The 14,979-nt window shown below is 63.3% G+C and carries 12 protein-coding genes; 8 read left to right on the forward strand and 4 right to left on the reverse strand.

Annotation, left to right across the window (positions count from 1 at the left end):
* Positions 1 to 303 precede the first annotated feature (303 nt).
* The 8 genes from NIBR502770_RS17780 (at position 304) to NIBR502770_RS17810 (ending at position 9,584) form a co-directional block, all read left to right on the forward strand.
* Positions 304 to 1,470, forward strand: a complete 1,167-nt coding sequence (locus NIBR502770_RS17780) for a DegT/DnrJ/EryC1/StrS aminotransferase family protein (protein ID WP_141182832.1) — start codon at positions 304 to 306, stop codon at positions 1,468 to 1,470.
* On the forward strand, positions 1,467 to 2,126 hold the full coding sequence (locus tag NIBR502770_RS17785; RefSeq protein ID WP_141182833.1) for an acetyltransferase: 660 nt from the start codon (positions 1,467 to 1,469) through the stop codon (positions 2,124 to 2,126). Before NIBR502770_RS17780 ends, NIBR502770_RS17785 begins: the two co-directional genes overlap by 4 nt.
* A complete protein-coding gene (locus NIBR502770_RS21270; RefSeq protein ID WP_168223194.1) occupies positions 2,123 to 2,269 on the forward strand; it encodes a hypothetical protein in 147 nt (48 codons plus the stop codon). The genes NIBR502770_RS17785 and NIBR502770_RS21270 overlap by 4 nt, the downstream gene beginning before the upstream one ends.
* An 866-nt stretch (positions 2,270 to 3,135) precedes the next feature.
* Positions 3,136 to 5,376: a galactose oxidase early set domain-containing protein gene (locus tag NIBR502770_RS17790; protein ID WP_246857499.1), complete on the forward strand. Its 2,241-nt coding sequence runs from the start codon at positions 3,136 to 3,138 to the stop codon at positions 5,374 to 5,376.
* Positions 5,373 to 6,074: a hypothetical protein gene (locus tag NIBR502770_RS17795; RefSeq protein WP_141182835.1), complete on the forward strand. Its 702-nt coding sequence runs from the start codon at positions 5,373 to 5,375 to the stop codon at positions 6,072 to 6,074. The genes NIBR502770_RS17790 and NIBR502770_RS17795 overlap by 4 nt, the downstream gene beginning before the upstream one ends.
* Positions 6,075 to 6,181: 107 nt before the next feature.
* A complete protein-coding gene (locus tag NIBR502770_RS17800; RefSeq protein ID WP_141182836.1) occupies positions 6,182 to 7,468 on the forward strand; it encodes a glycosyltransferase in 1,287 nt (428 codons plus the stop codon).
* A 38-nt stretch (positions 7,469 to 7,506) separates the two neighbouring features.
* The gene (locus tag NIBR502770_RS17805) at positions 7,507 to 9,132 is read left to right on the forward strand and encodes a glycosyltransferase family 39 protein (protein WP_246857308.1); all 1,626 of its coding nucleotides are present in this window, start codon (positions 7,507 to 7,509) and stop codon (positions 9,130 to 9,132) included.
* A complete protein-coding gene (locus NIBR502770_RS17810) occupies positions 9,129 to 9,584 on the forward strand; it encodes a GtrA family protein (protein ID WP_141182838.1) in 456 nt (151 codons plus the stop codon). The genes NIBR502770_RS17805 and NIBR502770_RS17810 overlap by 4 nt, the downstream gene beginning before the upstream one ends.
* Before the next feature lie 531 nt (positions 9,585 to 10,115).
* On the opposite strand, the gene NIBR502770_RS17815 is transcribed toward NIBR502770_RS17810, so the two are convergent.
* From NIBR502770_RS17815 to NIBR502770_RS17830, 4 genes are all read right to left on the reverse strand, one after another.
* Positions 10,116 to 11,417 carry a M18 family aminopeptidase gene (locus tag NIBR502770_RS17815; RefSeq protein ID WP_141182839.1) on the reverse strand — a complete coding sequence of 434 codons (1,302 nt, stop codon included), beginning with the start codon at positions 11,415 to 11,417 and terminating at the stop codon, positions 10,116 to 10,118.
* Between the two features lie 21 nt (positions 11,418 to 11,438).
* Entirely contained in the window at positions 11,439 to 12,845 is a 1,407-nt protein-coding gene (locus tag NIBR502770_RS17820; RefSeq protein WP_141182840.1) for an amino acid permease, read from the reverse strand.
* A 273-nt stretch (positions 12,846 to 13,118) separates the two neighbouring features.
* Positions 13,119 to 13,994, reverse strand: a complete 876-nt coding sequence (locus tag NIBR502770_RS17825) for an ABC transporter permease (RefSeq protein WP_370871457.1) — start codon at positions 13,992 to 13,994, stop codon at positions 13,119 to 13,121.
* The gene (locus tag NIBR502770_RS17830; RefSeq protein WP_141182841.1) at positions 13,991 to 14,917 is read right to left on the reverse strand and encodes an ABC transporter ATP-binding protein; all 927 of its coding nucleotides are present in this window, start codon (positions 14,915 to 14,917) and stop codon (positions 13,991 to 13,993) included. The genes NIBR502770_RS17825 and NIBR502770_RS17830 overlap by 4 nt, the downstream gene beginning before the upstream one ends.
* Positions 14,918 to 14,979: the final 62 nt, after the last annotated feature.

Here is a 14,979-nt window from a genome sequence, read left to right on the forward strand (position 1 = left end):
TTTGCTTCACGGCCAGAGAACAGGCAGCTGCGTTGGAAAGGGGCACGATGGCGGAAATACCAGTAGGCAAAACCCGGCAGGCTGCCTTTGTCTGGCCCGTTGCTCCCGCTGCGGCACAGCGGGTGGCAACACCGCAGCCGGCGGATCTTCGGCGGGGCCCTGACACATCTGTCGTCGCGGGGGCCGTGTACATCGGTTTCCTCCTCTCCGAGGCAGGCTTCTCGCCTGTTGTGCCCGGCAACTGGTCAGCTGGTGGATGCCGCTGCGCGAGGAGATTGCCGCTGCACGCACGGTTGGTGCCCGATGACTGCCGAGCCGGTCCTGGCCCGGATCAACGTGATGAAGCCCTGGCTTGGGGACGAGGAAGCCCGTGCCCTGGCCGACGTGGTGGCATCCGGCTGGGTGGCGCAGGGACCCAAGGTGAAGGAGTTTGAATCCCGCTTCGCCGAATCCCAGGGTGTCCGGCACGGCGTGGCCACCTCCAGTTGCACCACCGCCCTTCACCTCGCCTTGGTGGTGGCGGGGATCGGGCCCGGGGACGACGTCGTCGTTCCGTCCTTGTCCTTCATCGCAACGGCAAATGCCGTCACCTACGTCGGTGCCCGGCCGGTATTCTGCGACGTCGACCCCGTGACCGGGAACGTGACCGCGGAAACCATCTATGCTGCACTCACCCTGGATACACGGGCCGTGATTGTGGTGGACCAGGGCGGCGTGCCCCTGGACATGGATCCAATCCGCAGCCTGTGCGACCGCCACGAGATCACCGTGATCGAAGACGCCGCCTGCGCCGTGGGGTCGACTTACAGGGGCCGGCCGGTGGGTGTGGACGCGGATGTCGCGGTGTGGTCCTTCCATCCACGGAAGATCCTCACCACCGGCGAGGGCGGGATGCTCACCACCAACCGGGCAGACTGGGCTGCCCGGGCCAGGACCCTGCGGGAGCACTCCATGAGCCTCTCCGCAGCAGACCGGCACGGATCCCTGCTGGCACCGCCGGAGGACTACCTGGAGGTGGGTTTCAACTACCGGATGACGGACCTGCAGGCCGCCGTCGGCATCGTCCAACTGGGCCGGCTGGCTGCGGTGCTGGCACGGCGCCGGGACATCGCGGCACGGTATGTGGCCGGACTCGCCGGGGTGCCCGGCCTGCGTTTGGTGTCCGACCCGCCCTACGGCACAACAAACTTCCAGTCCTTCTGGGTGGAGGTCCTGCCCAGTTTCGGAACCACCCGGGACGGGCTGCTCGAAAAGCTGGCGGAAGCCGGGATCTCTGCGCGGCGCGGCATCATGGCGGCGCACCGCCAGCCCGCCTACCGGTGGCGCGACTCGGGCGGAGGCCTCCTGCAGCACACGGAGCGGCTCAATGACAGGACATTGATCCTGCCGGTGTACCACGAGTTGGACGACGGCGGCCTGGACAGGATCATCGGCGCCATCCGGGCTTCGGCAGCGGGGACGCGCACATGAGTGAGCTGATCCTGATAGCTGCCAGCGGCCTGGCCCGTGAAGTCCTGGCGATGGTGCGCAGCAGCGGCCAGTACGACGTCGTCGGCCTGCTCGATGACGATAAGGAAATGGCGGGTGTCAGCGTGGACGGCGCCCCGGTGCTGGGAACCATCGATGACGCAGCCAAATACACCCACGCGTTCATCCTGGTGTGCATCGGTTCGGGCAGGGCGCGTGAATCCGTGGTGGAGCGGCTGACGGCGATGGGGCTCACCGAGGCGCGCTACGCCACCGCCATCGACCCTTCGGTCCTGTGCCCGGAGGGGTGCCGGGTGGGCAGGGGCAGCATCCTGCTCCGGAACGTCACGCTTACTGCGTCGGTCACGCTGGGTTCGCACGTGGTTGCGATGCCGTCAGTGACATTCACGCACGACGACGACGTGGCGGACTTTGCGACGTTCGCGGCGGGGGTGTCGCTGGGCGGCGGAGTACGGATTGGCCGGGCTGCCTACCTGGGCATGAACGCCAGCGTCCGCGAACGGACCTCGGTGGGGGCATACGCGACCGTGGGGATGGGGGCTGCTGTTTTGAGCAACGTCCCTGACGGGCAGACGTGGGTTGGGGTGCCGGCACACGAGATTGATGGCGAAAGCTTCCGGATTGGGGGGATGTCATGAGCGTGGATGTTCATCTGCAGGTTGTTCCCTTGGTGGATTTGGTGGCCCAGCAGGCCGAAGTTCACGACGAAGTCATGGCGGAACTGGCCAGCGTCTTGTCTACGGCTGCCTTTATCGAACCGACCCGCCGTCACAAACTTTAAGGCCATGTAGGCCTCGTTCGGGGGCGCCGGGCACTGCGTAAGCGTCATCGGAACCGACGCACTGATCTTGCCCTAGGTGCGAGCGGGGTCTGCCGTGGCGGGACGTGATATTTCCGCGAATACCTCAATCGCATAGGCGGAGGCTGTCAGCGAGGCGCCCGGAAAATGCGAAGATATCGCACCTGTTTGTGGTAACGATCGAGCGCCAGGACGCGGTCCTCCAGGCGCAGCATGCTGCCAGGACTCATGTGGGAATCCACTACCCCATCCAAATTCATGTTCATCTGAATCGCACACTGTAGCTCCTAGCGGGTTCGGGCTGGAGTGTGCTGGATACAGTCCCTTCCCGGCGGAGCACGCTGGGCGAGAGCGGTGCGTGTCCACACCTTTGGTAAGAAATCCGCAGTTTCCACAGGAAACCCGCACTGGTGCCCGCAACCCCTTAGGCGGGCGGTGCTTCCTGACCTAGGTTGGCTGTTGTTCGACCCCAACCACCGTTGGGATGGCCGACCCTAAGCAGGTATGTGGTGATGAGCTTTACAGTTTCAGGGCCCCTAATGCTGAGGCCTGGACGCCGTGGCGGCAGATCAAGGCATTTATTGTCGTGGCGGAAACTCGCAGCACACCTGCTTGCACCTGTGTTGATGCTTGCATCCGTTACAGCAGCGGGACCGGTGTTCGCGGCTGACAGCACGGGCCCCAACCTCGTGGTGAACCCGTCCCTGGAAACAGGCGCGACCTTCCCGGACTGCTTCCAGGCTTCGGGCTGGGGGACAGCAGGCACGTGGTCCTTTTCTCCGGGACGGACTGGAGGACGGGCGCTCAGCGTCACTGTCCAGGGATACGTGTCAGGTGACCGGAAGTTGATGCAGAAGGAGTCCCCTGATTGTGCTCCCGCCGTTACACCCGGCCAAGTCTACAACCTAGGAGTTTGGTACCAGTCTACCGTCCCCGTCTCCATCACGACTTTCCGGCATACCGCGAGTGGGTGGACGTATTGGGGGGACTTGGGGAAGGTTCCAGCGGCTGGTGCGTGGCAGGAAGCGAAGGCATCCACGCCGGTGGTTCCTGACGGAACCGACAAGATCGTGTTCGGTCTGTCGATCTCTGCAACCGGCCAGCTGACTACGGATGACTACTCGCTGTACGCTACCAACGCGGGTACGCCCTTGCCGGCCACCAACGAACTTGTGGTTAACGGAAACCTGGCGGCTGGAAATCCCCTCCCTGATTGCTTCATCACCGGAGGGTGGGGAACGAAGAGCCTGACGCAGGGACTGAATACCGACGTCCCGGCCACGGCTCCGGCGGGGTCCCGCTCCTACGCCCTTACCGTCAGCGCCTATGCCAGCGGGGACGCCAAGCTCCTCCAGGCTGAAACTCCGGCCTGCGCGCCGGCGGTAAAGGCTGGTTCAAAATACAACCTGTCCGTGAATTACAAGTCAACGGCAGCAAAGAACTCAATCACAATCTTTTCGCATACAGCAAGCGGATGGGGTTACTGGACAGACCTGGCACCGGTGGCTGCGTCGGACACCTGGGCCGTGGCTGCAGGGACCACCCCTGCCATTCCGGCTGGTGTTGACGCCATCTCCTTCGGACTGTCCATCAGCGCCAACGGAACCCTGCTGACTACCAACTATTCCGTACAGGAGGCAGCGGCACCGCCTCAGGTGGGCACCCCTGCCCAGGTTGGATCGTGGGAGGTCCTTAATGCTCCCATGCCGCTGCGGGGAATCCATTCCACGCTGCTTAGCGACGGCAGGCTCTTACTTATCGCCGGTTCCGGCAATGAAGGATCAGCATTCGCGGCCGGAACGTTCAAGGCTTCCATCTGGGACCCCAATGCCGGCACCTTTACCCCGGTCCCCGTCCCCTACGACATGTTTTGCGCCGGCCACCTCACCTTGGCCGACGGAAAGGTACTGATCGGGGGCGGCACCGCAGCCTACCCCACCACAGGTGCAGGCCCCACCACCTTCAAGGGGTCCAAAGCCAGCTACTACTTCGATCCGAAGGACAACAGTTTCCACCAGATCAGCGACATGGCCGGGGCACATTGGTACCCAACCATGACCAAGCTGGGTAACGGGGACGTCTGGTCCGCAGGCGGATTGAACGAGCAGGCGGACGGGACGGTGCTCACCGAGATGTTCCAAGCGTCCACACTGAAATGGCTTCCGTCCGGCAGCGTGCCGCAAACATGGAGTTTCTGGGGCACCTATCCCCACATGTATCTGCTTGAGGATGGCCGGATGTTCTACGCCGGAGCACACACGTTTGGCAATGGGCTTCCTGGTACCGGGGCTTCGCTGTACGACTGGAGGAAAGCCCAGATGTGGGATGTGCCGGGGCTTCGCCAGAAGGATCTGAGGGATCAGGCCGGTTCGGTGCTTCTCGGGCCAGCGCAGGACCAAAAGGTCATGATCGTGGGGGGTGGGAACACGCAAACTAACACCACCGCGATCAACCTCGTGGACATCATTGACCTCAAACAGGCAAACCCAACGTATGTGCCCGGCCCGGACCTCCCGGGCCCCGGAAAGGGCTATGTGAACCTCCTGAACCTGCCGGACCGGACAGTCCTGGCAGCGGATGGGGCCCAACATAATCGCTCGGACAACGTGCTTACCGCAGCTCTCTACCAGCCGGCCAGCAATCGTTGGACAAGCATTGCCGCTGATCCGGTGGGACGGAACTACCATTCCTCAGCCATCCTCCTTCCTGATGGAAGGGTGGCGATCCTGGGCTCAAACCCCCTAGACAATTCTTTTGACCTTCGGATTTCCGTCTATTCGCCGCCCTATCTTTTCAATGGGACGCGTCCGACCATCGCGGCGGCCCCCAGCTCAGCCACCTACGGGCAGCAGATCACGTTCCAAGCCACCGGCACGATCAAAGCGGCGCAACTGATGTCACCGATGTCGGCAACGCACCAAACCGACACGAATGCGCGTCTGGTGGACCTGCCGATGACTGCAAACGGGGGCACGGTCAGCGCATCGATACCAAGCAATCCCAATCTGCTTCCGCCCGGCCCGTACATGCTGACCGTCGTGGACTCAAACAATATTCCGAGCATTGCGAAATGGGTGTGGATATCATGACTTCTCAAGGTCAGCGGCATCGTGGCTGGTTTGTCGTCCGGACGATCATCATGTCCCTTGGCCTGAGCGCACTGGCAGCGCTTTCTTACCATTCGGCCACAGCTCCGGCACCGGCGCCGGAAGCACACGAGCTCCATTATGCTGTTGCCCTGGCAGCGGACCCACAGCAGTTGCCGGCCAACACGCAAACCGGAGGGAGCGCCGCTGCCCTTCCCCAGCTGGTTCCATCGCTTCCGGCGCCGGCGGGGGTAACTGTACCGCGGCCCGGCCCCGCAGACCCCGCCGACCCGGCGAACCGCCAACAAGCCTCCCTGCAAGGGGCGGCCGACAAGGAACACGCGGTGGTGGGACCCGGGCAGGAAGCCCCGCCCTTGGCCCCGGCGCCTGTGGCCCGCGGCCCTGTCACTTCTTCCCAGGTGTTTCAGCTGGGTGCGGAGAACGCCGCTGGGTGCCTGAAGGAATACGGCGACAACGGTCAATGCGTCCCCGCCGTTCCACCAAGCCTCGCCCAACATCTGCAGGAGATGACAAAGGCCGGCGGCAACCCCGCGGCCATGCCGCACCAGTGGTCGTGCACGGAGCTCCGCCAATACTTCCATGACGGCGTAACAGTGCGCCAGGCAGGAATAGATCCCCAAAAGCTGGATTCCAACGGGGACGGAAAGGCGTGCGGGCTCGGCGACTCGGGCCCCAAGTAATCGCTCTTTCGTAGCTCTCAACCAACTGCAGCTGCCTGACCTGCGGCAGATGCCACACGCCCTTTCGTGTCCCTTGTGCACCTACCGCTGAACGGACAAAGCCCCAAATGTTCCCCACGCTCATTGCTGCCACCATTGGACTACTCATTGTCGGCGTCTCCGTCGCCCTCTTCGCCATAGCTTTGTCTACCCTCTACGTCAGTACCCACGCCTGGTGGGACCCGCTGACTCAGGCTTCCACCTCCTACACCGAGCTGCTCCCCAAACCGGCACTGTCCTTTTCGCTGATCATGCCCTGCCGACACGAAAGTGAACGCGTCATGGCCAGTACTCTGAAGCACCTGTGCGAGCAAGACCATCCGAATGTCGAGGTAATCATCTCTGTCGGGCACGACGACCCGGAAACCGCTGCCACGGCATACAGGCTGGCTGCTCGGCGTCCCGAGAAGGTCCGCGTCAGTCTGGACAGCGGGGCGGTAAAGAACAAGCCGCAGCAGCTCAACACTGCCTTGGCAATATGCCGCAATGACATCGTGGGCATCTTCGACGCCGAGTCCATCGCCGCACCGGATTTATTGCTCCACGTGGACAGTTGTTTTCAAATCAGGAACGCCGATGTCGTCCAAGGGGCCGTCCAGTTGGTCAACTACCGGGACACTTGGTATTCCCTTAGGAACTGCCTGGAGTATTTCACCTGGTTCCGGTCAAGGTTGCATGCCTATGCAAAACAGGGCTTCATTCCGTTGGGGGGAAATACGGTCTTTATTCGCCGCGATGTGCTTGGCACCATCAATGGCTGGGACGCCCGCTGCCTTGCGGAGGACTGCGACCTGGGGGTAAGACTGTCAGTCCTTCACCGCAGAATCGTCATCGCCTATTCACCCCATCTGGTCACGAAAGAGGAAACCCCCGACTCCATTCGTTCCTTGGTCAAGCAACGCACGCGGTGGTCGCTGGGCTTCATGCAGGTGCATGCAAAAGGCGACTGGAAGACCCTTCCAACCATGCGCCAACGCTGCATGGCGTGGTGGACCCTTATGCAGCAGCACTTCATGGCCTTCGCAGGGTTGTGCCTTCCATTCTCGATTGGCACGGCGGTGCTCGGAAAGTATCCCGTTCCCATCACCCTGCTCGCCTTCGTGCCACTGGTGCCTGCCGTTGCAGCCCTTGCCTTTGACGTCTGCATGCTGCACGAATTCGGCCGGGACCACGGATACAGGATCCGCATGTACGACTACCTGCGGCTGGTAGCCGCAACGCCGTTCTACCAAGTGCTGCTCGCATTCGCTGCCCTACGGGCATTGATAAAGTTCCGCCGCCACGACTTCCGGTGGGAAAAGACCAGCCATAGCGGCTCGCATCTTGAGTACCTCGGGGCGGCGGCCAAAGCGTGAACATGCTCCTAGCACCCGCTAAAGATGCCCCTCACGTTATGCCTACACGCGCCGCGAAGGTATTTTGGGCCATCAGACACCGCTTCAGCGCTGACCAACGAACGGCGGCACTCATTGCCCTTGCCGCCGCGGCGCTTTCCGGCTGGAATCTGTTGAACGCACCCGAATACCAGGATGACGAGGGTACGTACACCGCGCAGGCACTTGCCATCCTCGAGGGCAGATTGGCCCCTTACACCTACTGGTATGACCATCCACCCGTGGGCTGGTCGCAGTTGGCGGCACTGTCGTGGTTGCCGGTGCTCTTCGGTCAGGGAAATCAGAGTTCCGTAGGCCAGATGCGCTACGTGGTGGCTGCCTTCTTCGTGGCGAGCACGGTGCTGGTTTACTTGATCGCACGAAGGCTCGAGCTGCGGCAGGTCCTCGCTGTCCTGGCTGCCGCCCTCTTCTGCCTGTCCCCGTTGTCGCTGGTTTTGGGGCGCCAGGTGTTCATCGACAACGTGGGGCTGCCGTGGCTGCTCTTAGCGTTTTACCTGATGCTCTCACCCCGGCTCAGGCTGTGGGAACATATCGGGGCAGGGGCATGCTTCGCAATAGCCGTTCTCTCAAAAGAGACTCTTGCGATTTTCGGTCCCGCCCTTTTGGTGGCACTGCTGCACCGGCCTGGGTGGAAGACTCGGTTCTTCTCTCTGGTGGGGTTCCTCTCGGTAGGCGGCCTCATTCTGGCGTTCTTCCCGCTGTTGGCTTTACTTCAAAATGAACTGCTCAGTGGACCCGGTCACGTCTCCCTTCAAGACGCAGTCACCTACCAATTCGCCTCCCGCCCGGGTTCCGGCAGCATTTTCGATCCGCAGTCCGACCGGACCAAGCTGGTCATGGGGTGGATGTACTACGACAAATATCTCGTGGTCGGCGGCATCGTTGCGGCCCTGGCGTGCATCCTGAGGCGCGAGGCTCGTTGGATACCCGCCGGGCTGCTCGTGTTTTCGGCTCCCGTGGTCATCGGGCAGGGATACATGCCTGCCATGTATGTGATCGCAGCCATCCCGTTTCTGGTCCTTGCCATCGCCGTCGCAGCCGACTTGGCTTGGAATTGCCTAGCCCTGCTTGTCCCTGTCCTGGCCTCCGCCGCCACGCACTCAAATACAGCTGCCCGAACCGTGCCGGGAAGAAGAAGGGCAGCCCGAGGGTTGACGGGTGGTGCAATGCTGGCAGCCCTCACCGTTGTGCTCTTGCCGCAGTGGCTGTCCATGAACAGGACACTCCTCGAAACGAACAGCAATGCCGACTGGCAACACGCACTGGATTGGTCTAAAGAGAATCTGCCACGCCAGGATACGGCTTTGGTGCCCTACTCCATGTGGCAGGACCTTTACGCGGACGGCAGGCACGACCCATGGAAAGTGGTCGCTTTGGAAAAGATGGACCTCGACTCTGAGTTCGCCGTTCATCATCCGGACAGCTGGCGCGCCATTGACTGGATCATTGAGGGGCCACCAACTGCGCGAAACATCAAGAACCTGCAACTCAGGAACGCCGGCGAGGCACTGAAACATTCCCGTGTGGTGGCTTCCTTCGGGGATTGGCGCATCAGGGAAGTTGTGAAGAACACGCAGGAGACGGTGAATGCGGCCGCGCCTGCAACTGCGGAGGCTGGGCAATGATCGCTTCGGGACGCGGCGTCCTGTCAGCCACGATCGGGCGCTTTGCCCTGATAGGCCTCTTCGGGGCCATGATAAACCTGATAATCATGACGGCCCTAGTTGCGGTCGGGACTGACTATGGTGTGGCCGGAATCCTCGCAAACGAAACCACCATAATCTCGAACTTCATCATGCAGGAGAAGCTTGTCTTCAAGCAGGGCGTGGAACGCCGGAGCTCCTTGGCCAGCCGGTTCATCCACTCATTCGGGTTCAACACCGTGGAAGGAATGGCAAGGGTCCCCGCCGTCTGGTGCATGGTTGAGCTGACCCACATGTCCGCTACCCTAGCGCAGGGAATTGGCCTGGTAGCAGCGTTCCTGCTCCGCTACATCTACCATGCGAAGTTGGTATATGCGCCGCTGGCGGTGGATGAAGCGCCGGTAGGGCCGGCCACGTCGGAGCCGCTGGCCTGAGCGTTCCGCTGCGGCAAACTCCCGTGCCCACGAAGGCGGGCAGATAAGGGTGCGCTACCGACCAGACCTTCTCGACCTCTAACCGATATGCTATCCCATGGCTTCTGCTAAGGACCGCATGCCGAAATAACAGGACCGGATGCCCCCTCGCCATCAAGAAAGCAATCGGTATTCGGAGCTTCCTTCAAGGGTGGTTCCAGATCATCATCCCAAAGAACCGCGCAGACGGGTCGCGGAAACAGAAGGAAAAGCACGCCTTGGATTACCGCCTGGGACGGGTGAAAACTAAGCCATTGGGTGGGCTTGGCGTTCAGTGGTCGTTGCAACTCCTGAGCTGCTTTTATGAGTCGCAATAGGAAGAGAGTCAGGGCAACTAGAACGTTTCCCAAGCTCACTACGATCAAATCCTGAGACAGGGGACGAGCAACTCTGAGGATTGTTGGATCGTGGAAATCAGCCGCAGGTTGGGCATTCAATGGCATTCCGCGGTCTCCAGAATCCGCTCCTGTGGAGCCTCGGGGCCGGAAGTACCTACGCCGCCGTCCCGAAGAACAGCTCCGTGACAACAGCCAGGCGGTACGGATCCTCCACGCCGCACAGCTCGCGGGCGGAGTGCATGGACAGCAGCGGCACGCCCACGTCCACGGTCCGGATTCCCAGCCGGGTGGCGGTGAGCGGGCCAATGGTGGAGCCGCAGGGCACCACGTTGTTGGAGACGAACTCCTGGTACGGGACCCCGGCTTCGCCGCAGAGCCGGGCCCAGAACGCGGCACCAAAGGCGTCCGTGGCGTACCGCTGGTTGGCGTTGATCTTCAGCAGCGGACCGCCGTTCAGCACGGGGTGGTTGCCGGGGTCGTGCCGCTCGGGGTAGTTGGGGTGCACCGCGTGGCCGGCATCGGCAGAAAGGCAGAACGACGCCGCCAGGGCCTGCCGCCGCTGGCTCACCGTTGCGCCAAGGCCGTCGGAGATGCGCACCAGGACATCTTCGAGGATGGGCCCGCACGCACCGGAGCGGGAGTTCGACCCGATTTCCTCATGGTCGAAGGCCGCAAGCACTGCGATGGGACCGCCCTCGGGCCCGGAACCGGTGTGGGCGGTCAGCGCCGCCAGCCCGGCGTGCGTGGCCGAAAGGTTGTCCAGCCGCCCGGACGCGAAGAACTCCCCCTTGCCCCCGAAAACTGCCGCCTCCTGCGTGTCCGCAATGACGACGTCGTACCCGCCAATCTGCGCCGGATCGACGGACGCCCCGGCAACCGAAGCCGCCAGGACGCCCAGCAGGTCGGCTTCGGAGGGGTTCCCCAGCCCCCACACCGGATTCATGTGCCGCTGTTTGTCCAGTGCCAGCCCCTCGTTCACCGCCCGGTCCAGGTGGATGGCCAGCTGGGGGAAGCGGAGCAGCGGCCCGGTGGCCGTGAGGTGCTCGCTGCCGTCCAGCATCACCAGCCGGCCCGCGAGCCGGAGCTCGCGGTCCAGCCAGGAATTCAGCAGCGGGCCGCCGTAGACCTCCACACCCGCCTGAAGCCAGCCGTGGGCTCCGGTGGTGGGCTTGGGCTTGAGCTTGAAGGACGGCGAATCGGTGTGCGCGCCGAGGATGTTGAATCCGGTGGCCGGTCCCGCACCCTCCGGGACCACCCACGCGATCAGCGCGCCGTCGCGGATGATGTAGAACGAACCCGGCCCGCCCTCCCACGGCTCCAGCTCATCCAGGCGCGTGAACCCGGCCTCCGCCAGCCGCCGGCCTCCCTCGTGCGCTGCATGGAAGCTCGACGGCGATGCGCTGACAAAGGCGCCAAGGTCCTGGATGTGGTCTGCGGCAGAGGAAGGCAAAGGCATGGTCCCGAGTCTAGCGCCGCCCTACTCCGCGGGAGCCGGGGCAGCCTCGGCGGCTACGGCGGGCTGTGCGTCCGCTGCCGCATCCTTGCGGCGGTACCGGAGGACGCCCAATGCCACCACAACGGCGGCCAGCGCCAGGGAGAGCAGCAGGGACTCACGCGTGGATTCCACGATCACCATGCCGATCAGCAGGGCCACGATGCTGATGATCGCTGCCCAGGTGAGGTACGGGAAGAGCCACATCTTCAGCTGAAGGTCCTTCGCTGCGGCACCCATCCGACGGCGGAGGACCAGCTGCGAGGCGGAGATGACCAGCCACACAAACAGGGCAATGGCACCGGAGGTGTTCACCAGGAAGAGGAACACCGTGTCCGGGGCGATGTAGTTCAGGCCCACGGTGACGAAGCCGACCACGGTGGAGGCGAGCACTGCGGCAGCGGGAACGCCTCGGCGGGAGATGCGGGTCCAGGAGCGCGGGGCGTCACCGCGGGTGGAGAGGGAGAACAGCATCCGGCTGGCGGTGTAGAGGCCGGAGTTCAGGCAGGAGAGGACCGAGGTCAGCACCACGACGTCCATGATGGTTCCGGCGCCGGGGATGCCGAACAGCTCGATGACCGCCACGTACGGGCTCTTGGCCACGGAAGCAGAGTTCCAGGGAAGCAGGGTGACCACTACGGCGATGGAGCCGATGTAGAAAACCAGGATGCGCCACACGGTGGACTTCACGGCCTTCTTCACGGCGTCCACGGGGTTCTCCGATTCGCCGGCGGCAATGGTGGCGATTTCGGCACCGAAGAAGGAGAAGACCACCACCAGGATGCCGGCCAGGACGGCTCCCGGACCGTTGGGCATGAAGCCGCCGTTGTCGAGCAGGTTGCTCAGGCCGGGCGCAGGGACACCGGGGATGAGCCCCAGGATGGCCGCAACGCCAAAGATCAGGAACAGGACGATCGCCGCGACCTTGATGGACGCGAACCAGAACTCGAACTCGCCGTAGGACTTCACGGAGCCGAGGTTGGTGAGTGTCAGCAGCACCATGAGGACAAGGGCCCACACCCACTGGTCGATGCCCGGCACCCAGCGGTGCATGATCGCGGCACCAGCTGTGGCTTCAATGCCCAGGACGATGATCCAGAACCAGGCGTAGAGCCAGCCGATGCTGAACCCTGCCCAGCGGCCCAGCGCCTTGTCCGCGTAGGTGGAGAAGGAACCCGTTTCGGGGTTTGCGGCTGCCATCTCACCCAGCATGCGCATCACCAGGATGACCACCAGGCCGGCGGCCGCATACGCCACGAGGATGCCGGGACCGGCCTGCTGGATGGCTGCCCCCGAGCCGACGAAGAGTCCTGCACCGATGACGCCGGCGATGGCGATCATGGACAGGTGCCTGGGTTTCAGGGACTTTGAAAGTTGCTGGTCAGCATGCATGGAAGTGCCGTCCTGTTGGGAAATAGCATGGGTTGGGCGACGTGCCTTGGTGGTCACCGGCGGACCGTGTGATGCACCACATCGTCGTCTCACCCTAGATCCGCCATTATGCGCCTTGCTTTGTGCAGTCCAACAGATCTGGTTCCGGCCAACAGGACGGCGCTCCAAGCGGAGACCGTCAGGGGCAATAAAAGTTTCCCTCCAGGCATATTTGTAATGTGCCCGAAACCACGCGGCCACCCCGGGCGCGTGGCGGAAACCGGCCCCGCGGGCCTATACGTCCCGGCGCTTCAGCAGCACGGCTGCGAGCAGGACGGGGATAACCACCCAGGCGCCCAGGACCAGTCCTGCCTGCCAGGCCTCCAGGGTATCCGGAACGTGCTGGGCGGCCGTCAAAGGCTCCACGGTGTTGCCGGGCAGGTATTTGCGGGCTTCCTTGAAGAAGTCCCCGGGGATGAGCTGGAACGCAATCGGTGCCACGAAGAAGATGCCCACCAAGCTCATAATGCCGCCGGCCGAATTCCTGATCAGCGTCCCCAGGGCCATCCCGATGGCGGCGACGGCGGCCACATAGATGCTGTTGACCAGTAGGAGCTTCACCGACTGGGAGCTGCCAAGGTCCAGTTTCAGTCCGTAGTTGTCCAGGATAGGCACCGCCACCAGTCCTGCCACCCACGTGGAGGCAGCCGTGACCACGAACGAAGTCACCATGACCACCACCAGCTTGGCACCGAAAGCCGGGAGGCGGCGGGGAACTGCCGCGAAGGTGGACCGTGCCATTCCGGTAGTAAATTCCGAACTCATCAGCAGCACGCCAAGGGAGCCGAGAATCAGCTGGGCGAAGGCGATGCCGGACGTAGGCACGCTGACGGCAAGGTCTCCGCCCTGTGCTGCCATCCGGGCAGCAGCCTGCGGGTCCCGGGTGGCCGCATCGGCGAACTGGCCCGTCCCCCATGCGGACAACGCGCCAAAGCCAACCATCACCACGGCCGTGGAGGCGAGCAGGATCAGGGTCGAAAGAAGGCTGCGGAACTTGATGACTTCCGAGTTGAGCACCCGGATGAAGGTGGGCCCGGGAAGGGAGCGTCCGGCACTGCGCGGGTCAGGTCCGGCGGGGGAGGGCATGGATTCAGTGGTCGTGGAGCTCATGAGTGGGCTACCTCCGCAGCGGGCAGGGAGTGGTATTCGACGTCGTCCTTGGTCAGTTCCATATATGCCTCCTCGAGGCTGGCCACAAGGGGCGTGAGTTCATACACCATGACCTGGCTTTCCAGGGCCGTGGCTGCGATGGTCCTGGGATCCAGGCCGGTCACTTCAAGCAGTTCCCGTTCCGGCACCTCAATGGATGCTCCACGGCCGGCCAGGAGCTGGCGCAGGTGGTCGGGCTGGTCGGTGCGGACGCGGACCCGGGACTGGCCCTTCCCGGTGATGATGTCCCGGATGGGGGCATCGGCAATGACGCGGCCGCGGCCAATGACAATCAAGTGGTCCGCCGTCTGTGCCATCTCGCTCATCAGGTGGCTGGAAAGGAACACCGTCCGCCCTTGACCGGCAAGGTACCGCACGAGATTCCGCACCCACACCACGCCCTCAGGGTCCAGGCCGTTGACGGGTTCATCGAGGATGAGCGTCTGGGGGTCCCCCAGCAGCGCCGTTGCGATGCCCAGGCGCTGGCCCATGCCCAGCGAGAATCCGCCGGCTTTCTTGCGCGCCACCGCCTCGAGTCCGGTCATTTCGATGACTTCGTGCACCCTGGCTTTCGGGATGCTGTGGGTGGCGGCCATGGCCAGCAGGTGGTTGTAGGCGCTGCGGCTGGTGTGGACGGCTTTGGCATCCAGCAGGGCGCCCACCTCCCGCAGCGGGGCTTTGTGCTGCCCGTAGGGCAGTCCGTTTACCGTCGCTGACCCTGACGTTGGCCGGTCCAGTCCCATGATCATGCGCATGGTGGTGGACTTTCCTGCCCCGTTCGGTCCAAGGAAGCCGGTGACTTGCCCTGCCCTGACGGTGAAACTGACACCGGCCACGGCGGTTTTGTCGCCATAGACCTTTGTCAGCCCGTTTACCTCGATCATGAATCATCCTTTGAACGGCAGCGGACGGCTGCGGACGTTGTGGGGTGCGGATACCTTCCCCA

It is taken from the genome of Pseudarthrobacter sp. NIBRBAC000502770 (genome assembly GCF_006517815.1).
GTDB classification, from domain to species: domain Bacteria; phylum Actinomycetota; class Actinomycetes; order Actinomycetales; family Micrococcaceae; genus Arthrobacter; species Arthrobacter niigatensis.

What these genes read in the sequence shown, in the direction of transcription:
- NIBR502770_RS17780 (WP_141182832.1), top strand. Translation starts at nt 304, where the DNA reads ATGACTGCCGAGCCGGTCCTGGCCCGGATCAACGTGATGAAGCCCTGG.
- NIBR502770_RS17785 (WP_141182833.1), top strand. Translation starts at nt 1,467, where the DNA reads ATGAGTGAGCTGATCCTGATAGCTGCCAGCGGCCTGGCCCGTGAAGTC.
- NIBR502770_RS21270 (WP_168223194.1), top strand. Translation starts at nt 2,123, where the DNA reads ATGAGCGTGGATGTTCATCTGCAGGTTGTTCCCTTGGTGGATTTGGTG.
- NIBR502770_RS17790 (WP_246857499.1), top strand. Translation starts at nt 3,136, where the DNA reads ATGCAGAAGGAGTCCCCTGATTGTGCTCCCGCCGTTACACCCGGCCAA.
- NIBR502770_RS17795 (WP_141182835.1), top strand. Translation starts at nt 5,373, where the DNA reads ATGACTTCTCAAGGTCAGCGGCATCGTGGCTGGTTTGTCGTCCGGACG.
- NIBR502770_RS17800 (WP_141182836.1), top strand. Translation starts at nt 6,182, where the DNA reads ATGTTCCCCACGCTCATTGCTGCCACCATTGGACTACTCATTGTCGGC.
- NIBR502770_RS17805 (WP_246857308.1), top strand. Translation starts at nt 7,507, where the DNA reads ATGCCTACACGCGCCGCGAAGGTATTTTGGGCCATCAGACACCGCTTC.
- NIBR502770_RS17810 (WP_141182838.1), top strand. Translation starts at nt 9,129, where the DNA reads ATGATCGCTTCGGGACGCGGCGTCCTGTCAGCCACGATCGGGCGCTTT.
- NIBR502770_RS17815 (WP_141182839.1), bottom strand. Translation starts at nt 11,417, where the DNA reads ATGCCTTTGCCTTCCTCTGCCGCAGACCACATCCAGGACCTTGGCGCC.
- NIBR502770_RS17820 (WP_141182840.1), bottom strand. Translation starts at nt 12,845, where the DNA reads ATGCATGCTGACCAGCAACTTTCAAAGTCCCTGAAACCCAGGCACCTG.
- NIBR502770_RS17825 (WP_370871457.1), bottom strand. Translation starts at nt 13,994, where the DNA reads ATGAGCTCCACGACCACTGAATCCATGCCCTCCCCCGCCGGACCTGAC.
- NIBR502770_RS17830 (WP_141182841.1), bottom strand. Translation starts at nt 14,917, where the DNA reads ATGATCGAGGTAAACGGGCTGACAAAGGTCTATGGCGACAAAACCGCC.